Origin of the sequence: Paenibacillus sp. JJ1722 (genome assembly GCF_048282685.1) — a bacterium.
Classification (GTDB): domain Bacteria; phylum Bacillota; class Bacilli; order Paenibacillales; family Paenibacillaceae; genus Paenibacillus; species Paenibacillus polymyxa_B.
In genome coordinates this window covers 2,531,577-2,551,806 of sequence record NZ_CP182500.1, presented here as the reverse complement: position 1 = coordinate 2,551,806, position 20,230 = coordinate 2,531,577, and the positions used below count along the sequence as shown (strand labels likewise).

16 protein-coding genes are annotated in these 20,230 nt (G+C 47.3%); 3 read left to right on the top strand and 13 right to left on the bottom strand.

Features of this window, described 5'->3' with window-relative positions; all coding sequences use genetic code 11:
* Positions 1-63 precede the first annotated feature (63 nt).
* The 5 genes from ACM1ND_RS11610 to ACM1ND_RS11590 form a co-directional block, all read right to left on the bottom strand.
* On the bottom strand, positions 64-1,500 hold the full coding sequence (locus ACM1ND_RS11610) for a glycoside hydrolase family 1 protein (protein WP_418027754.1): 1,437 nt from the start codon (positions 1,498-1,500) through the stop codon (positions 64-66).
* Positions 1,501-1,519: 19 nt separating this feature from the next.
* Positions 1,520-3,409 (bottom strand): beta-glucoside-specific PTS transporter subunit IIABC, encoded by a 1,890-nt coding sequence (locus tag ACM1ND_RS11605; protein WP_418027752.1) that lies wholly within the window; start codon positions 3,407-3,409, stop codon positions 1,520-1,522.
* Between the two features lie 117 nt (positions 3,410-3,526).
* Positions 3,527-4,369, bottom strand: coding sequence for a BglG family transcription antiterminator LicT (gene licT, locus ACM1ND_RS11600; RefSeq protein WP_023988429.1), 843 nt, complete (start codon positions 4,367-4,369; stop codon positions 3,527-3,529).
* A 258-nt stretch (positions 4,370-4,627) separates the two neighbouring features.
* On the bottom strand, positions 4,628-5,482 hold the full coding sequence (locus ACM1ND_RS11595) for a DMT family transporter (RefSeq protein WP_068940819.1): 855 nt from the start codon (positions 5,480-5,482) through the stop codon (positions 4,628-4,630).
* 17 nt (positions 5,483-5,499) lie between these two features.
* Positions 5,500-6,963: a glycoside hydrolase family 1 protein gene (locus tag ACM1ND_RS11590; protein WP_418027750.1), complete on the bottom strand. Its 1,464-nt coding sequence runs from the start codon at positions 6,961-6,963 to the stop codon at positions 5,500-5,502.
* 154 nt (positions 6,964-7,117) lie between these two features.
* Here ACM1ND_RS11590 and ACM1ND_RS11585 point away from each other — a divergent pair, with 154 nt between their 5' ends.
* Positions 7,118-8,095, top strand: coding sequence for a LacI family DNA-binding transcriptional regulator (locus ACM1ND_RS11585; RefSeq protein ID WP_028542335.1), 978 nt, complete (start codon positions 7,118-7,120; stop codon positions 8,093-8,095).
* 12 nt (positions 8,096-8,107) lie between these two features.
* Here ACM1ND_RS11585 and ACM1ND_RS11580 read toward each other — a convergent pair whose 3' ends face one another.
* The 8 genes from ACM1ND_RS11580 to ACM1ND_RS11545 form a co-directional block, all read right to left on the bottom strand.
* Complete coding sequence (locus ACM1ND_RS11580; RefSeq protein WP_028542336.1) at positions 8,108-8,863, bottom strand: LutC/YkgG family protein; 756 nt, start codon at positions 8,861-8,863, stop codon at positions 8,108-8,110.
* Complete coding sequence (locus tag ACM1ND_RS11575; protein WP_028542337.1) at positions 8,856-10,376, bottom strand: LutB/LldF family L-lactate oxidation iron-sulfur protein; 1,521 nt, start codon at positions 10,374-10,376, stop codon at positions 8,856-8,858. Before ACM1ND_RS11575 ends, ACM1ND_RS11580 begins: the two co-directional genes overlap by 8 nt.
* Positions 10,373-11,101, bottom strand: a complete 729-nt coding sequence (locus ACM1ND_RS11570) for a (Fe-S)-binding protein (RefSeq protein WP_023988423.1) — start codon at positions 11,099-11,101, stop codon at positions 10,373-10,375. Before ACM1ND_RS11570 ends, ACM1ND_RS11575 begins: the two co-directional genes overlap by 4 nt.
* Positions 11,102-11,369: 268 nt before the next feature.
* On the bottom strand, positions 11,370-12,128 hold the full coding sequence (locus ACM1ND_RS11565; protein WP_023988422.1) for a DeoR/GlpR family DNA-binding transcription regulator: 759 nt from the start codon (positions 12,126-12,128) through the stop codon (positions 11,370-11,372).
* Between the two features lie 20 nt (positions 12,129-12,148).
* Entirely contained in the window at positions 12,149-13,624 is a 1,476-nt protein-coding gene (gene rhaB / locus ACM1ND_RS11560; protein WP_418027746.1) for a rhamnulokinase, read from the bottom strand.
* Positions 13,621-14,841: an L-rhamnose isomerase gene (gene rhaI / locus ACM1ND_RS11555; RefSeq protein ID WP_025724216.1), complete on the bottom strand. Its 1,221-nt coding sequence runs from the start codon at positions 14,839-14,841 to the stop codon at positions 13,621-13,623. Before rhaI ends, rhaB begins: the two co-directional genes overlap by 4 nt.
* A 366-nt stretch (positions 14,842-15,207) precedes the next feature.
* Positions 15,208-17,277, bottom strand: a complete 2,070-nt coding sequence (locus tag ACM1ND_RS11550; protein WP_418027744.1) for a bifunctional aldolase/short-chain dehydrogenase — start codon at positions 17,275-17,277, stop codon at positions 15,208-15,210.
* 263 nt (positions 17,278-17,540) lie between these two features.
* Positions 17,541-18,554: an LLM class flavin-dependent oxidoreductase gene (locus ACM1ND_RS11545; RefSeq protein WP_264453839.1), complete on the bottom strand. Its 1,014-nt coding sequence runs from the start codon at positions 18,552-18,554 to the stop codon at positions 17,541-17,543.
* 245 nt (positions 18,555-18,799) lie between these two features.
* Between ACM1ND_RS11545 and ACM1ND_RS11540 the strand changes: the two genes are divergently transcribed.
* Both ACM1ND_RS11540 and hslO read left to right on the top strand, forming a co-directional pair.
* Positions 18,800-19,276 (top strand): Rrf2 family transcriptional regulator, encoded by a 477-nt coding sequence (locus ACM1ND_RS11540; protein ID WP_081327414.1) that lies wholly within the window; start codon positions 18,800-18,802, stop codon positions 19,274-19,276.
* Between the two features lie 31 nt (positions 19,277-19,307).
* Positions 19,308-20,189 (top strand): Hsp33 family molecular chaperone HslO, encoded by an 882-nt coding sequence (gene hslO, locus ACM1ND_RS11535; RefSeq protein ID WP_053325343.1) that lies wholly within the window; start codon positions 19,308-19,310, stop codon positions 20,187-20,189.
* Positions 20,190-20,230 lie beyond the last annotated feature (41 nt).

The following is a 20,230-nucleotide window of genomic DNA, read 5'->3' as shown; positions in this document are numbered from 1 at the left end:
AAACGAACCAGCCAAAGATTGTATCTCTGGCCGGTTCATTTCTGACTTTTATTTAATACAGGACTATTTTCCTTTATTTTGTTCAAATAATACTTCCCCATTGGATTCAATAATCTTTTGGTACCAGTAGAAGCTGTTCTTTTTTCTTCTTTCCAGCGTACCCGTACCATCGTTGTTTTTGTCTACATAGATAAAGCCGTACCTTTTTTTCATTTCTCCCGTTCCCGCACTGACAATGTCGATTGGACCCCACCAGGTATAGCCGAGCACTTCGCAGCCATCCTCAATAGCTTCATGCAGCTGGATCAGATGCTTGTTCAGATAGTCTACCCGCTCGGGATCATGAATTGAACCGTCTTCCAAAATTTCATCATGACTGCCGTAGCCGTTCTCTACAACAAACAGAGGTTTCTGATATCGGTCGTACATCTCATTACACACATAGCGGAAGCCCTTCGGATCAATTGGCCATCCCCATGGCGTTTTTTCCAAATAGGAATTGTCGAGTCCCATAATTCCCCCTGTGTTGCCCAAGATGGGCATACCTGCTTTATGTGTCGTACTTCGATAATAGCTAAATCCTAAATAATCCGCTGTATGCTCCCGCAGTAATTGTTCATCTCCGGGCTCCATTTGGACCATGATGTTATGCTCTTTCCAGATCCGTTTGGCATAGCTTGGATAATAGCCTCTAAGGATCACATCGGAATAAAATAAGGATCTTCTTCTCAGCTCATAGGCTTCAAACACATCGTCCGGATTACAGGTATTCGGATAGATCGGACTCAGGGATAACATAGCGCCCATCATCGCTCCTGGGATAATTTCATGACACAGTTTAGTAGCCAGGGCACTGGCAACGAAAACATGGTGACTAGCCTGATAAATAGTCGGCAGTTTGTGCTCATCGTCTTGAACAACAATGCCTCCTGCCGCCAAAGGAATGGTATGGAAATGGTTGATTTCGTTGAAGTTCATCCAATATTTCACTTTGTTTTTATAACGTTTGAAGACAACTTCCGCATACTTTACATAGAATCCAATCAGCTCGCGGCTTTTCCAGCCTTCGTATTTGCGAATCAGATTCAGAGGTAGCTCAAAGTGAGAAATGGTGATGACCGGCTCAATTCCATACTTCAGTAGCTCATCAAACAGATCATCGTAAAATTGCAGCCCTTTTTCATTTGGTTCGGCATCATCCCCATTCGGAAAGATTCGGGACCATGCAATGGAAGTCCGAAAGCATTTCATGCCCATTTCGGCGAACAGGGCGATATCTTCTTTATAACGATGGTAAAAATCAATCGCTTCATGGCTGGCGTAGTACTTGTTTTCATCAATCGTATCATCAAACGTCCCGCCTACTATTCCTCCCCGAAATGCATCGCTGATTGCTGGCCCTTTACCATCCTCGTTCCATGCCCCTTCAGCCTGATTCGCTGCTATAGCACCACCCCATAGAAAATTATCAGGAAAACTTTTGGCTATCTGTGCTGTCATAACTCATTTCCTCCTTTATTTAATGTACGGTGAGTAAAACACTTTGCAAATCAACGGATTTTTGCTGTGTCTGGGTAACCTTTTGGTAAGCAGTGCTGTTGGTAACAATAATCGGAGTGGTCAGGTCATAACCGGCTGCCTGGATTTTCGGAATATCAAATTCAAGCAGCAAATCGCCTCGTTCAATCCGTTGCCCTTGTTCTACATGCTTCGTGAAATAGCTGCCTTTCAGCTTAACCGTATCTAGTCCCACATGAATTAACAGATCCAGATGGTTATCTGAGGTGATGGCTATCGCATGGCCGGTTCGAAATACGAGCGAGACAACCCCGGAAACCGGTGAATATACCTTTCCTTCACTCGGTAGAATGGCTATTCCTTGACCCATCGCTTCTGTAGAGAACGCAGGATCAGGAACCTCATGAAGCGGAACAATTTGGCCATGGATAGGCGCATAGACATTCTCGGTGACTTCGGTATGTCCAGGTTCAGTTTGTAAGGCAGGCTCGGATTTTTCTGCTTCCGTCTTTCCTGTCTCCGCATCCGTTGCCCCGTTTCCTTCATTAAAGCCCAGAATATAAGTCAATACGGTAGTAACCACAAATGAAATGATGATACTAATCAAATAAAAAGCAATTGTATTCGTAAAGAATGCCGGAATCGTTGTTATTGCCGGGAACACATAAGCAAGCACGGTCGTTTGGAAATGTCCGGCAATGGCCCCTCCGATCATTCCCCCGATGACGGCGGCAATCATTGGTCTTTTCAGCTTCACGGACAATCCGTAAACGATAGGTTCTGTAATACCAGCGAACAGTGAAGGGAAAATAGATGACAGTGCGTAAGCTTTCAGCTTTTTGTCCTTGGCTTTCAGAAAGACCCCAAGAGCGACACCGGATTGGGCGAAGGTCGCAGAAGCCATCATAGGTCGAATCGTATCAAACCCTTTGAGGGAAAGATTGTTGATCATCGCAGGTGCAATCCCCCAGTGTAAACCAAACATCACCAGGAAGGTCCAGCCGCCTCCCAGAATGGCTCCAGTCAAGAGACCGCTTTGCGTACTCAAAAATTCAATACCATCCGCAATACCTTTACCGGTGTACACTCCCAGTGGACCGATCACAATGGCGGTAAGCGGAACCATAATTAATAAGGAAACAAGCGGGACCATAAACAATTCAATGCTTTTCGGAACCACCCGCTTCAGAAACCGTTCCAGATATGAATACAGCCAAATGGCTAAAATTGCTGGAATAATGGATGTCGTATAACTCATCAGGACAACGGGAATGTGGATAAAGGAAGCAATATCCCCCGTGTTTTCCATCAGCTTGGTGAAGTTAGGCTCCAGCAGAGCGGCCATAATGGCAGCAGATACGATAGGCTGGGTCTTGAATGTTCTCGAAGCTGAAAACGCCAACATCAGTGGCAGGAAGAAAAATACGCCGTTGCCTGCGGCAGCAAGGATAGCATAGGTACTGGAGGCACTGTCCAACCACTCTAACTGTGTAAGAATAACCAGGATAGCTTTCAGCATCCCTGCACCAGCCAAAGCAGGTACAATCGGCTGGAAGATAGAGCTCATGACGGTAAAAGCACGACTGATGAAATTACCTTCCTTTGCATTATCCTCTTTCTTTTCGTTGCCGCTTTTTACCTGAAGGTTATAGTTCTTCGCAATCGTATCATAAACCTCGTTAACATGATTGCCGATCACCACCTGGTACTGCCCTCCGCTTTCTATCACGGAAATGACACTGTCGGAATTTTCCAAAGCCTGTTTATTGGCTTTTTGCTTATCCTTAAGTGTAAATCTCAGACGGGTCATACAATGGTACAGATCACGTATATTTTCTTCTCCGCCTACATTAGTTACAATGAATTTCGCTAATTCATCATGTTTGCTCATAATGCCTGCCTCCAATGTTCTCTGGTTGATATAAAAAAAACCTGAGTAATCCCCGATACCAAAATGCAATTTAGTATCGAAATCACTCAGGTAATGCCCACGAATGGTAACACCCTGTTAGTTTTCAGTTCTGTTGACCAATCTGGAAATGTGAATCATAAGATACATCATTTCATCATTGGTTAATTTCTGCTCAAACTGCTTATTCACATACACCCCTATTTTTTGTACACATCTGTGCTCTTCTGGAAATTTGATTTTCAGGTCTTCGAACAAATTCATGTACTGCGGGTCTGCCGATTCGTGGGCAAAAAGCCGCTGGGCAAAAAATTTAAGATGGGTTACAAAACGGTTGTAATTCCATGAATCTTCATCAATCTCGACATTGAAGTGGTATTTTACAATATCCATAATATCCTTGATGACTTTTGACGTTTTTAGCGTCAGATCAAGCTTCTGGTTATCCAGGCGGGCGTTGACGAAATGCAGGGCAATAAACCCAGCTTCATTCTCATCGAACGTGATGTTGATCCTGTTACGAATCATCTCCAGCGCGTGTTTTCCGATCGCGAATTCTTCGCGATAAAACCGCTTGATCTCCCAAAGAAATCGGTTTTCAATCGGTGTTCCCCGTTCATGCCGTTGGATGGCGAATGAAATGTGGTCGATCAGGGCTAGGTAAATATAGTCACTAATGTCTCCAGCCAATCTCGGTCTGGCATACTCCACGATTTCATCCGCGATTTCAATACATTCCATCTTCACATCTTTCAGCAAATCCGCCAGCTTCGCGGATAAATCCTGAGTTTTGACTACAAACAGCTTCGTGATTTTTCGCTCATCGATGGTATCCCCCGGTTTCAGGTTGAATGCGATTCCATTTCCTGTCGCAATGACCTCTTGGGCGTCCTCTTCCTCTGCTAAAACGACATTGTTGTTAAGCGCTTTCTTCAAAATCATGCGACCACCTGCTTTTATTTACTGGAAGGCCATTTTTTAAAAGACTCTGTTAAAAAATGTGCATACACTAAAAAACCTGAACAGAATACCGCTTCATAGACGTTATCGCCCATTTACCGGAACTCCATTCAGGTTATGCCTAAAATAGTAACACCCTGAAAATTATGAGATTCATTTTTGTAATCGTTTTCTTGGCTTCATTATAATAGAGTTTCTTTTTTTCTGTCAACCCTTTATTAAAAAAAGCCTTCCATCCGCTTACTGCGGCTTCGGAGTCCCTGAACGATTCACAATCCAGATGCCCGCCAGTACTAAGAAAATGCCAAGCAAGGTAGCCGCTTTGAGCGCCTCGTGAAGAAAGATCCAGCCGGACACAACACCGATGATAGGAACCAGCAACAGCGTAACAGAAGCTTTACTTGCTTCCATTCTAGTGAGAATATGAGTCCACAGCAGGAATGCAAGAGCAGACGCCACAATGCCGGAAAATGAGATATAAAAGATCGACGCAGCGCTAAAGTTCGGCTCCCATCGCTCAAACAACAGGGAGTACAATAACAATCCGAGCGCACCGAACGCCATCTGCCAGGTCGTAAACTGGGTTTTATCGCAATGCTGGAGCTTGAGCTTGATAATCAGGTTCGAAAGTGCCCAAGCAATCGCTGAACTCACCCCAAGCAGCATGGCCCACAAATTGCCGCCCAAATGAATGTCCATAGCAAATAATAGCCCCAAGACCCCTGTAGCAATTCCAATCGTTTTGCGTGTGTTCAGCCGCTCACCTGGAATCATAAAATGAGCCATAATGGATAAAAACAGCGGCATGCTGTACGTAAGCACGGAGGTTAAGCCCGCATTAATGTAGTTCAGGGATATCTGAATCGCAATATTAAAATAGGTAGTCTGGAGAATCCCGCAGAGTATATACCATTTTATCGTGTGCCTGTCAGGGTTCGGAACCCGTTTCCACATCAGAATTCCGAACAGAAGTAGCGTCCCTGTGAGAAACCGAAGAGCCGCAAATTGAACAGGTTCAAAGGCTCCATTGCCCAATTTCATGATGACAAAATTAAAGCCCCAGATCAGGCATAAGAGCAGGCTCAAGCCTTTCATGCATCATACGCCTCCGTTTAGAGCACTTCTCCGCCCGATTCAATCACTTTTTTATACCAGTCAAAGCTTTTTTTCTTGTAGCGGTTCAGTGTTCCGTTGCCCAGATCATCCTGGTCAACGTAGACGAAGCCGTATCTCTTGGATGCCTGTGAGGTCGAAGCACTGATCATGTCGATGGGACCCCAGGCGGTGTAGCCGAACAGGTCCACTCCATCCTCAATGGCTTCCCTCATTTGCTCGATATGTTTTTTCAGATAGTCGATACGGTAATCATCGTTAATGGTGCCGTCAGGATTCATTTGATCTGTCGCACCCACGCCGTTTTCTGAGATGAACAGTGGCTTTTGATAGCGGTCATACAGGTTATTGAGCGCATAACGTAATCCTTTAGGATCAATCTGCCATCCCCACTCGGACTGCTCGAGGTAAGGATTCTTCACGCCACCAATCAGATTTCCGCTTGCTTTGGCATGCTGATCGGCAGTGGCACTGGCATTGTTGGACATATAGTAGCTCAGGGACACGAAGTCCACGAGGTTATCTCGCAAGATTTCATCGTCGCCAGGTTCTTTATCCAGAACAACACCCTTTTCTTTGAACATACGTGCGGTATAGGACGGATAATACCCTCTAGCTTGTACATCACTGAAAAAGAAGGACACTCGTTCTTCCTTTTGGCATTCAAGCACATCATCCGGATTGCAAGTATTCGGATAAAGCAACAGATAGCTGATCATACACCCAATCTGGGAGTTCGGTATAATCTCATGACAGGCTTTGACTGCCAGCGCGCTGGCTATAAACTGATGATGGGCAGATTGATACTTGTCCTGCTCCAGATTCGGGTGATTCTCTTCAATGATCCCCGCGCTGACAAACGGATGATGTTTGACACAGTTCATTTCGTTAAACGTAATCCAGTACTTTACTTTATCCTTGTAACGGGTAAATACAGTCTCGGCAAAACGGACGAAAAATTCAATCAGTTTCCGGTTTTTCCAGCCACCATATTCGGTGACAAGATACAAAGGCATATCGTAATGGGTCAGCGAGATGACAGGTTCAATTCCTTTGGCCAGCAGGGCATCAAAAACCTTGTCATAGAATTGCAGCCCTTTCTCATTGGGTTCTGTCTCGTCGCCATTCGGGAAAATACGTGTCCAGGAAATGGAAGTGCGAAAGCATCTAAAACCCATCTCGGCCAGCAGATTAATATCTTCTTCATAACGGTGATAGAAATCATTTCCCCGACGTTTTGGATAATTTTTGGTGCTGTTTGGGTCCAAAGCTTCCTTGACCTGCGCATGGGTCATCATATGCCACTGATCCAGCCAATGCTTTTTGTCGAGTGATGGATCAAAGGTAAATACATCAGAAATCGAGAGCCCTCTTCCATCTACGTTGTAAGCCCCTTCAATCTGCATGGCAGCGGCTGCCCCGCCCCATAGAAAGTTCTTGGGAAAACCTTTTGCCTGTTCCATGTTGCATTCCTCCAAGTAGGTTATAATTTGTGAAGAAGTATGCGGAACCCATGTCCTTCAAATGCATCCCGGATTGCTGCATACGCTTTATGCTTTCATGCTACAATCTGGGATGCATTCCAGGTCAAGAACTAAATTTTTGGAGTTGAATGTCATGCATAATATAAAAAGAATTGCTGAAATTGCGGGGGTATCGACAAGTACCGTGTCTCGTGTGCTTAATCATCATCCATATGTCAGTGAAGCAACGCGGACCAGGGTGATGGAAGTCATTCGGGAACTGGATTATATTCCGAATATTAATGCGGTGCAGTTGAAAGTAGGCCGTACCAAGGTTATTGGGATCATGACCCCAACGATTAATAATTATTACATGCAAATCATCAAGGGAGTATCCAATGCGGGTAAAGAGCAAGATTATCAGGTTTTGATCTACCAGACGGAGGAAAATCAGGATTTGGAAAGCGCGGCGTTAGAGCTTTTGAGGCAGAAAAAAGTGGACGGGATCGTCATTTTACGGCGTATGCTGGATTGGTCTGCTGTGAGGCATTACACCAAGTATGGGCCGATTGTGACCTGCGAGCCATTAAAAAATAAAGAGATTTCATCCATTTATCTCGACCATTATGAAGGATTTCGGATTGGATTAGAGCATTTGGCCGAGCTGGGATTTGAAAAAATCGCCTGCACCGTAGGCAGAAAAAACAGCGTAAACAGCCAAAGAAGACTCCAGGCCTATTATGACCTGCTCGCGGCAAGGAAGCTGCCAGTGAATGAGGAATGGTTGCTCAGTGGTATCCATACGGTGCAGGACGGAATGCGAGCGTTCGCCAAGCTGGAGTCGTTAAAGGAACGTCCCCATGCCATCATGACAACCAATGATTTGGTGGCATGCGGTATTATCTCAGCTGCTCGTAGTAAAGGGTGGAAGGTTCCAGGAGATTTGGCAGTGGTCGGCTTTGAAGCTGACGAAAGTCAGGTAGCCGACGCCATGGGACTGACCAATATTACGAACCCGTTGCAGGGAATCGGACAGGAAATGTTCCGTACATTATATCAGCAATTGAACGGGCAGCCTTTGGAGCCAGCCTCCCTTGCTTTTGAATTGAAGGTCCGCCAGTCTACCTGCTAATCCATCTACAAACTAACCAATCAACAGTGTATAGACGATACCCGGCCCGTGTACACCGATCGTCAGATCATTTTCAATATCCGACGAGCGGCTCGGTCCAGTAATAAAATGAATGCCTGCGGGCAGTTGCTCACGCCCGGCTTCGTCAAAATGGCTTAGAATTTCGCCCAGCCGTGTTCGCAAGCGCTCTACTGGCAGAAGAATGATCAGTACAGTTGGCAAAAGGCTGACCGCACGGCCTTTCTCCGGCGAGGATAGCACCGCTACCGAACCGGTGTAAGCAGCCGCTTCGTCGGCGATGACGATGCCGATATCCGCCTCGGCGGCGCGGGCCTTCCAATCCTCGACTGGATCGGTGTTCCACACCGATAAACGGACTTCCGGCAGCGCCAATTCCAGCTGGAGCGCATCCAGGTCCGGCTCATTCTGCCGGACGATATAGGCCGCTCCCAGCTCTCGCGCTTTGTGCGCGATCCAGTCTGCGGTCTGCTCCAAATCCGACAGACGCACGACATGCCCGCCAACACTTGTAAAGTTGGCGGTGAACTCTTCGATGCGCTGCTCCGCGCTCCATTCGAATTCGTGCCAAAATGCAGGTGCCCCGCGAAACGGCTGAACTGGCGGTTCCGTTTGTCGTGGACGCTTGAGCCGCGTCGCGATGTCGTCCATAAAGCGTACCTGCTTGGCACGGGATTCTGCTTCCATTTGATGAAGCCACGTTTCATGGGCCGCTTTTGCTTGCGCAGAAGGATTACTCTGTTCACTCATGCTGCGTCCCTCCTTTACTTCTATCTGCCAAAATCTTCTCCATTCGACTGAGAACATCCGGCTGCATCACATTGCGTTCCTGCTCCAGCTTATGCTCCAGCGTGTTCCATTGCTGACGGAAGGATTTTTTCGCCAAAGAGGGAGCCACACGGTACGTATTCCATCCCTTTAGGGGGCCCAGCTTTAGGGTAATTTCGCCCTTACGAACGACCGCTTTCTGAGCAATCTGCCCTAGCCGAATCGCCGCTGCGAATCGCTTCGAGCTGGAAACCACGGTCGCAAAACCTTTCATTCCTACTGTTTCCAGCTTATCTCCTTGTCCCGCCTCTACCTTACGTCTACGCAAATATACCAGCATATCATGCAGCGGTATTTTGACCGGACAGGCTTCATAACACGCACCACACAGACTGGATGCACTCGCAATATCGTTCCACTCTTCGATGTTGCCATGAAGGGCAGGCGTAAGCACTGCACCGATAGGGCCACTATATGTCCCGCCATACGCATGCCCGCCAATGTGTCGGTACACTGGACAGGCATTCAGGCAAGCCCCACAGCGAATGCAATTCAGCAACTCTTGAAACTCGGGATTGCCTAGCTGTAGTGAACGTCCGTTATCTACGATGATGATGTGCATTTCGTCAGGCCCATCGGCATCTTGGCTGCGCCGAGGGCCTGAAATACCAGACATGTACATGGTCAGCTTCTGTCCAGTAGCGGATCGTGGCAGTAATGTAGCCATCACCTCCAAATCCGTCCAGGATGGAATAATCCGTTCCATGCCCATCAGCGTAATTTGCGTTTTGGGCAAAGTGGATACCATTCGTGCGTTGCCTTCATTTTCAAACAGGACCATGGAGCCTGTCTCGGCGATAGCAAAATTACACCCGGTCATGCCAATATCCGCTTCCAGAAACTTTTCGCGTAGCTTTTTGCGGACAAAGCCCGCCAAAATCGTCGTATCCGCGGACAGTTTCTCCCCTGCTTCTTTGGATAACAGCTCGGCAATCTGATAGCGGTTTTTGTGAATCGCCGGAATGACGATATGAGACGGGGGCTCTCCTGCCAGTTGAATAATATATTCACCGAGGTCACTTTCAATCGTCTCGATATCCGCACCCTCCAGCGCCTGATTCAAATGCAGCTCCTCCGACACCATCGACTTGGATTTGACGACGGAGCGGGCTTGGCTATGCGCAGCAATATCCAGTGTAATACGTACGGCATCGGCTGCTGTATCGGCAAAATGAATATGCACCCCGTTGGCACGGGCATTTTCTACAAATAGATTTAAGTAATAGTCCAGATGGGCAATGGTATGCAGACGAATTTGACGGCCCCGTTCCCGCCATTCCTCCCAATTTCCGTGCTGTTCTGAAGCCACCCGCTTGCCGTTACGAAGCCGCTCCGTAGTGAAACGAACTGCATTCCGCAGAAAATCATCATTTAGGGCCAGCTCTGCGCGTTTTTTGACCTTTTGGTTCATGGAATGTGAGTGTACGGCGGTCATGCGTGCTTCACCCCTTCGTACAGCAGCTCAGCCAGATGCATCACCCGAACTGGCTCCTCCCGATACCGAAGATTTCCAGCAATGTTCATCAAGCAGGCCATATCTAGTCCGACCAGTACCTCGGCTTCGGTCTCCCTGATGTGGTCCACTTTTTCAGTCACCATCGCTCCCGAAATATCCGGCATTTTCACCGCGAAAGTCCCGCCAAAGCCACAGCAGTCCTCAGCAAAGGGAAGTGGTACTAATTGCAGCCCCTTTACACTGCCAAGCAGCTTCATCGGTTCCTCCTTCACGCCGAGCAAACGTGTGCCATGGCAAGACGGATGGTAGGTTACCGTATGCGGAAAAGACGCGCCCACATCGGTCACGCCAAGCACCTGCACCATAAATTGCGTAAACTCATACGTCTTTTGCTCCAGCCTCCGTGCCGAATCGAGCCATTCGGGTTCATCCTTAAACAACTCCGGGTAATGATGAATCATATATGTGCACGAGCCGGAAGGAGATACGACAAAATCGCTGTCGTTAAACGCTTTCAAAATCGTTTTAGCCGCAACCCTCGTTTCATCCCAATAGCCGCTATTATAGGATGGCTGTCCGCAGCATGTCTGTACCTTTGGAAAATCCAGCTGAACACCATATCTGACAAGCAAGCGTGCCATCGCTTCCCCTACCTTGGGATAAATCGCATCACTCAGGCAGGTAATAAATAAAGATACCTTCATACGGAACACCCTTCCGTCCATGGAATAGCTATTACTTTATAACTGAAAGGTTACCTATAGTGCCGCTGCGCAGTCAGATGGTGCTTCCCATCGCTGTTGCCCCCAGATTCTTTACTCAATGCTAAAAATCCGGGGGAAGTGATACTTTAGAAGCTTGCAGTGGGATTCTCACTTATAACTTTTTTACATCATCAAAGAATCCCACTGCAATAGCGATCGTAAGACCAAATGAAACGCAAAGCAGCCTTCACCTTGGAAACTCCCCGCTTCACACAACCGTAACTGGAATAGCCAGCTCCGCAAGTTGACTGCGAATCGGGTCCGACAACCGCGAATCCGTAATAATCTCGGATACCTGCGACAGGTTCACGACGTGCGTAAACGCCTGTTGCCCAAATTTGCTCGCATCCGCCAGTAAAATCACACGGTCTGCAATGCTGACCATTTTCTGCTTCAAACGTGCTTGCAGTTCATTCGATTCACTAATACCGCGATCCAGATGAACCCCCTGGCTGGAGAAAAACAATTTATCCACATAATAGGTTTCTAGTGAACGCTCTGCGAGCGGGCCTACAAATGACAGCGAGCGTTGAAGCAACTGCCCCCCTGTCGAAATAACCTCGATTTTTTCCTTACCCGCCAGCTCTGTAGCTACCCGAATTGAATTTGTTAATATTGTCAAAGGAATATCCGGTAAACTTGACGCCATATACCAGGCGGTTGTGCTGGCATCCAGCAAAATACGATCATTCGGCTGAATCTGCTTGACCGCTTCCTCGGCAATCCTACGCTTTTCCTCTGCGTTCATAATTTCCCGTACCGCATAGGGCGTTTCAGGCTGCTCGTTTTTGACACTGACCGCTCCCCCATGCGAACGGCGCAGTCGTCCCGCCTGCTCCAGGCGGTCCAGATCACGGCGGATCGTTTCCTCCGTTACTTTGCACAACTCACTCAATTCGGACACCCGTATGCTTCCTTTTTCATTAACGAGCTGCACAATCATCTCATATCTTTCTGCGACCAGCATGGCAATCTCACTCCACATCTTTAATGTACAAAAAGTCCCGCCACCCGCCGGAATTGCCCGTAGGCATCCTCCCACACTTCTGACTCGGCAGGTTCATATTCCTCCACGGAAATAGAATCCGCGATGACCCGGCGTGCTTCCCATATATCGGCGAACTTTCCCTGTGTCATCCATTGTACCGCAAGATTGCCGATTGCGCTCGCTTCTGCAGGTCCCGCCCACACTGGTTTTTGAATCGAATTGGCTGTCCATTGGCACAGCAAGCGATTTTGAATCCCTCCTCCGACCATATGCAAACCATTAAACCGTTGTCCTGACACCTGCTCCGTAAGCTCCAAAATGTAACGGTACTTTAACGCCAGACTCTCCAAAACACAGCGCGTGATTTCTCCCGGCGTCTCGGGCAATGGCTGCCCGGTGTTGCGGCAATATTGGCGAATACGTGTTTTCATATCCCCGGCGTGCAGAAACAGTTCATCGTCCGGGTCAATCAAAGAAGTGAATGCTGGAGCCTGTTCTGCCATATGAACCAGTTCGGGGAAGGAATAGGAGTATCCCTGCCGCTCCCATTCTCTGCGCGCCTCCTGTAAAATCCACAAGCCCATAATGTTTTTAAGCAGCCTGTAAGTTCGACCGACCCCACCTTCGTTCGTAAAATTAAAACGAAGCGTATCGTCATTGATTACAGGCTGTGCCGTTTCCGTTCCCATCAGGGACCATGTTCCGCAGCTCAAGTACGCAAACGAGTGCTCCAGCGCAGGCACGGCAGCCACAGCAGATCCCGTATCGTGCTCTGCTACTGCAATTACAGGAATCGCTCCAATGCCCAGATCGGTCATGACCGACGAGCGGATAGTTCCTGCAACATTTCCCGGCTCCAGTACCTCTCCAAACCAAGAGCGGGGAATGTTGATTCCAGACAAAAGCTCATCATCCCATTTTTGCTGCAACGGATTATATAATTGCGTGCTGGTCGCATTCGAAAACTCATTGTACATTTCACCTGTCAGAAAATAACGCAGCAGATCTGGAATCATCAAGAAATGCTTTGCCTGCTCCAGCAACGGTGAACTCGCATTTCGCATAGCAGCCAGCTGATAAATCGTATTAAACGTCAAAAACTGAATGCCTGTACGCTGAAAAATGAAGTCTTTTCCCAGCCGTTCCTGTATTTCTTCCATCACCCCGTGGGTGTGCCAATCCCGATAATGATAAGGGTTCCCCAGCAATTCTCCGGTTTTCCCAATTAATCCAAAATCGACCGCCCAGGAGTCAATCGCAAGACTGGACGGATTCACTCCCATATGCTTGGCTTTGAGCAATCCTTGCTGAACCTCGTGATACAGACGCAACAGATCCCAGTGCAGACGCTCCCCAACCTTGACCGGATCATTCGAAAAGCGATGAATTTCCTCCACCACTATACGTGAATCTGTCAATTCTCCGAGTAGAACCCTGCCGCTGCTTGCCCCCAAATCATAAGCGAGGATACTCACCAGCTTGCACCACCCTTGCCTCTTTGCAAAATCTGCGTGCCATACTCAGACGCTAAATAGGCTTTCATCGGGTCTGCCGGTAACCCTTGCTCTTCACGGATCGCTCTGAGCAATGGTGCCACATCGAACTCAAACGCTTGGCGCACGGCATCCTCCGCACCCAGCACATCCTGGCGACTCGCCGCTTCCTCCACCTCTGCATGATTGATCAGAAGTGCCTTCGCATATTGAGTCTGCACATTCAGCACCGAGCGAATCATCGCCGGAATTTTGGGTTCAATATTGTGCGATTGGTCGATCAAATAAGCAATTTTATCGACGGTATGGCGAATATCCGCATCCACATCCTGAGCCGCATTCAAAATCTGATAAAAAATCAAGAACAGTTCATACGGATTCGCGGAGCCCACGATCAGATCATCATCCGCATATTTGTAGCTATTAAAATGAAAACCACCTAATCGCTTCTCATCAATTAGAAACGCGACAATATGCTCCACGTTGGCTCCCGGCAGATGATGCCCTGTATCCACCAGCACCTGTGCCTGCGGCCCCAGCTTGGTTGCGAAATTGTACGCCATACCCCAATCGGCAATATCCGTATGATAAAAGGCTGGCTCGAACGCCTTGTATTCAATCAACATGCGCATGTCAGGAGTAAGCGCCTTATACATTTCACTGAGCGCTTCCAGCATCCAATTTTTCCGTTTGCGAATGTCTCCCTGACCGGGATAATTCGTTCCATCTGCGAACCATAAGCTAAAATCGTTAGAGCCCGTTTCCTTCGCAATATCCACGCATTCCAGCAAATGGTTGATGGCCTTGCGGCGGATGGCCGGGTCTACATTGGTGACACTGCCGAGCATGTAGTCCTCGTCTTGAAACAGATTGGGATTCACGGCCCCAATCTGTAGTCCCAAGCTTTCGGCATGACTGCGAAGCTTGCCGTAATTGTCTACTGTATCCCACGGAATGTGGATCGCAACGGATGGACATAGGCCTGTCACGGCATGAACTTGCGCGGCATCCTCCAACTTTTCGAACGGGTCACGCGGCACGCCTGTTTTCTGAAAGACTTTAAATCGTGTACCTGAGTCACCATATCCCCAGGATGGTGTTTCTATGCTAAGCGCTTTCAGCTTTGCCTTTACTTGCTCCAGGTCAATGCCCCGTTGTTGCTGTTGCTCCTCGAATAAGGCGTACGCTTTGTCACTCATCGTGGTTCCTCCTTGGAAAATGAAGTGAGTTACGGGAGGCCGCTTCGCGTGCGGATTGTTCTTCCGATCGCTGTTGCAACGGGATTTTTCATTTTATAACACATGATAAGGTTAAAATCCCGTTGCAAAGGCGAACACATCGTTTCTTCAGAACAATTCCGCCCGCTCTGCTGCTGACCACCCATAAAGTCACTTCTATTTTTAAAGTGTTAGTGTGTATAAGCCCTTCGAAACTATCGTCATGTGGCTTGGTTTAGTGAAATAGATTAGTACATTAAATTAGTACATTAAATTAGTTCATTATAATACCTAAGTGTTGAGCCGTTGAAATGAGTCTATCGCTTACATAGGTTCATTTTAATTCGGCTAGCGTGTAAATGCTGCGGGAACGCCACCGTCGATGGTCAGCATACAACCTGTCGTTTTCTCTGCCTTGGATGAGGCGAAAAAGGCAATGCCCTCGGCGATATCCTGCGGGTAAATGTTGACCAGCAGCGTCGTCCGTTTGCGGTAATGTTCCTCCAGCTGGTCGGGCTCAATCCCGTAGGCGGCAGCGCGCTCGTTGCGCCAATTGGAGTTCCAGATTGCCGAGCCTTGCAGAATGGCATCCGGCAAAATGGTGTTCACACGGATACCATATTCACCGCCTTCTGCGGCAATACAACGGGCTAAATGCGCTTCCAGCGCCTTGACCGAGCTGTAGGCTGTTACATTTTTTCCTGCGTAGACCGAGTTTTTGGAGCCGACGAACACCATGCTGCCGCCAAGTGTCTGCTCCTTCATGAGCTTGAACGCTTCTCGTGCAACCAGAAAATAACCCGTTCCCAGCACATTCACATTTAAATTCCATTCCTTTAACGATGTTTCATCGAACGGACTGGATGTAGCAAGGCCTGCATTGTTGACGATGGTATCTACACCGCCATAGGTCAATGCCGTTTCTGCATAGGCAGCCTGAATTTGCTCCTCCTGCGTCACATCCATTTTTACGGCGATGGCACGATGTTCTCCGTAGCTACTATTTATCTCTGCGGCTACCTTTTGCGCGCCTTCCAGATTCAGATCTGCCAGTACGACATGTGCGCCTTCATCCACCAAACGACGTGCGGTTGCACTGCCAATTCCGCCTGCACCGCCTGTAATGAACGCAATTTTACGGGAAAATTCAGCTTCTGCTGGCGCGAGTGACAGCTTATAAAGCTCCAGCGGCCAATATTCCACGTTATATGACTCGTTCTCGCTGAGTGAAACAAACTCTCCTAACGCCGTTGCTCCTCGCATGACAGCAATAGCCCGATGATACAAGGCGCCGCTTACCTGCGCGTTGCTCCAGCTTTTTCCTGTGTTGATCATACCAATACCCGGAATCAAAATTACACGTGGCGCAGCCTCAAACATAACATCTCCCTCATGCCGATTGCGCTCGAAATAAGCTTGATACTGCTCCTTATAGGCTGCTATACCCTCGGCAAGCTTAACTTTCAAGCCCTCTACATCCTCCACATCCGGTGTCCAATCTACATAGAGTGGCTTCATCTTGGTATGGACCAGATGATCCGGGCACGCAGCCCCGACCTGGGATAAAGCAGCAGAATCCCGGCCGTTCACAAACTCCAACACATCCTCCGCGACATCAAAGGTGAGGATCATCTTTTTCTCATCACTGACTGCACCACGGACGGATGGCATGACCTGGGATGCAATGCTACGGCGTTCTTTATAAGTAAGCGCTTTATATTTTGTGCCTCCAAATGCCTGCTTTTCCTCTTGACGAGCTTTAATATAGCTTTCTGCTTCTTGAATGATTTCGATTGTTTTCGCATAAGCAGCTTCGGATGTCTCTCCCCACGTAACCAGACCATGCTTTTCCATCAATACCAATTCAGCTTGTGGATGATCGAGTACACCTTGGGCAATCATTTTCGATAGCTTAAAGCCAGGACGGATATAAGGCACCCATACAAAACGGTCACCGAAAATTTCCTTAGCGATTTCCTTGCCGTTGTGCGCACAGCACAAGCTAATAATCGCGTCCGGGTGTGTATGATCCACATGTCTAAAAGGCAGAAAAGCATGCAATAGCGTCTCAATTGAAGCCCGTGGATGCTTGGCATCTATCATACAGTTCGCCAAATATGCGACCATATCCTCGTCAGACATATCTTCCCTTTCAAATAAAGGACGAATATCCTCCATACGAAGCCCTGTGAAGTTATGCGCTTTCATTGTTGCGAGATCGGAACCGCTGCCCTTAACGTACATCACTTCTACTTCACGCCCACGAAAATCTTGTATCATCGTTTTGGCCGAAGTGTTGCCGCCTCCCCAGTTGCACACACTCCTATCTGTGCCAATCAGGTTAGAACGGTATACGAGCTGTTCCAGCGTGCTTTTCTGCTCAGATGCTTGTGAAGAAATCCACAGACTTTGTACCATAGGAAAAAGACCTCCAAGTTTAGTTTTAGTTTTGAAAGGCTTTATTACAGTGGTTATTCTTTGTTTATGGAGACTATAACACTTTTGTTTTAATTTGAAAATAAGTAATACAAAAATAATCAAAAATAAATTTTAATTTTTACCCATCTATAAAACGGATATATTCATTGTAAAACGATTATTTCCACGCAGAAAATAAAGGCCATGTCAGAATCGGTTATAAGAACCTTTCTGGCACAGCCTCATTTGTTTAACTCATCTAATTACCCAACTATACGCATCACTTTGGCTAGCAGCTCGTACGAGCGCAGGCGCGCTTGATGGTCATATACCTGAGAGGTTGTAATCAGCTCATTGGCTCTCGTCTGGTCGATTATCAAATCCATCTTTTGCTTGACGGTGTCAGGACTGCCGATGGCTGAATACCCCAGCATATTACCACGAACCATCTCCTTCTCGTGCTCACTCCAAAGCTTTTCCATGTCATCCACTGGTGGCTTCAGTCCTCCGCTGTGCCCGCGCAGCACATTTAGAAACTGCTGTTCTTGTGAAGTAAAGAGCCATTTTGCTTCCTCATCAGAATCTGCAACAAGTACATTAACACCGACCATCACATATGGCTTATCCAGTGCTTTGGATGGCCGAAAATTGCGATGATACAACTCTAAAGCCTGTAGCAAATGAGTCGGGGCAAAGTGGCTGGCGAACGCGAACGGCAACCCAAGCTGACCTGCCAGCTGTGCGCTGAATCCGCTTGATCCCAGTAACCAGATGGGAATGTTCAGCCCTTCTCCAGGAATCGCTCTTACTCCCGGAACGGCTCCGTTTAGCGCTGGATTCAGGTAAGAACGCAGCTCATTCAATTGCTCGGGGAAATCTTCCCCAGTACTGTGAAGCCCTCGCCGCAGTGCCCTCATCGCGGGCTGATCCGTGCCTGGAGCCCGGCCAAGTCCTAGATCAATTCGTCCCGGATAGAGCGACTCTAGGGTTCCAAACTGCTCTGCAATCATGAGTGGAGCATGGTTAGCCAGCATAATACCGCCTGAACCGACCCGAATCTTGTCTGTATGTGCAGCTACATGCCCGATGATCACGGACGTAGCCGCACTGGCGACCGCCTGCATGTTATGATGCTCCGTTAGCCAGTACCGATGGTACCCCCATTGTTCAGCATGCTGGGCAAGATCCACCGTGTCGCGGAAGGAATCGGCAGGAGTGCCGCCTTCAATGACAGGTGCAAGATCTAATATAGATAGTGCAACGTTACGCGTAGTCATTATATATAAACCCCCTGTCAAAATATTATTTTACATATTTCCCTCAACGTCTTAATTCTTTGACCCATCAATTGATACGTCAATTATGATAATGTGTTCCGTTATGAATTGCAAATGATTTAAATTTTTAGTTTTTATCAAAAAACAGTTTACTTTTATAATAAGCTCATCTATTATGCAATATATGTGGATAATGTTTATCCACATTAGCCTGGTTATAAATATTGAGGTGATTGCTAGTGCATATGAAAACAGGTGTCGAACAATCTGTCTACGCTCTTCTTCTACTCACGATGCTGCCGGACAAAGCCGTTTTACCTGGGGAGGCCATCAGCCAGCAGTTAGGTGCTTCACCTACTTATTTTCATAAACTGTTACGAAAATTGGTTAGTTCCGATTTGATTACTTCTGTACCTGGTGTCAAGGGCGGGTTCAAATTAAAGAAAAAACCTGAGGATATACGGGTATTTGATATTTATCTAGCGATTGAGGGACAACAAACCCTTTATTCTTCCAGTGGTATATACAACGAAATGCTTGAATTAAAGAAAGACGATGAGTGTTGTTTACTGGCAAATTTGATGGAAGAAGCGGAAGCCTCCTGGAAGGCCGTTCTGAAAAGAGAAACCATCGCGTCACTATCCGCTGACTTTTTTAAAGAAGGATATGATGACAAAATTACTTCTTTGGAGAACTGGATTCAGGAAAAAATGGTCTTGTAAAGAACTCTAATTAACAGAAAGGAATATGAACATGAACGATTATTTAGTAAAAGCTCTTGCCTACAACAATCAGGTACGGGCTTATGCCGTGAGAACAACGGAAACGGTAAGTGAAGCCCAACGGCGTCATTATACCTGGCCCACAGCATCGGCTGCATTGGGACGTTCTATGACGGTCGGCGTCATGCTGGGAGCCATGCTTAAAGATGAGGATAAACTGACGATCAGAATCAACGGTGGCGGACCTATCGGCACCATTCTTGTCGATACCAACTCCAAAGGTGAAGTTAGAGGTTATGTAAAAAATCCACAAACCCATTTTGAGCTTAATCAGATAGGGAAATTGGATGTCGCCAGAGCTGTAGGAACAGATGGAGCGCTAATTGTATCCAAAGATATCGGCTTAAAACACCCGTTTGTTGGACAGGTCCCTCTCATATCGGGTGAACTGGGCGAGGACTTCACATCTTATCTCGTCCAATCCGAACAAATTCCTTCTTCTGTGGGAGCGGGAGTTATTGTTAACCCAGATAACTCTATACAGGCGGCTGGAGGTTTTATTATTCAGCTGATGCCAGATACACCAGAAGAGGTTATCAGTTTTATCGAGAGACGTATTGAGAGCATTCCAAGCATCTCCGCAATGGTCATGGAAGGTCTTACACCAGAGCAGATTCTGGGTCAGATTTTAGGAGAAAGCAACATAAACATACTGGAAACCATGCCTGTACAATTTCATTGTCCCTGCTCAGAAGAGCGCGTTACCAATGCCATTATCAGCTTAGGGAATAAGGAAATAGAAGATATGATCCATACCGATGGAGAGGCTGAAGCTCATTGCCACTTTTGTAACGCACACTACCATCTTACCAAAGAAGATCTCGAGGGCATGCTGGAAACAAACATCATTTAAATATGGCTGTTCCCAAAAAGTAGGTTTAGCTACTGGGGAAC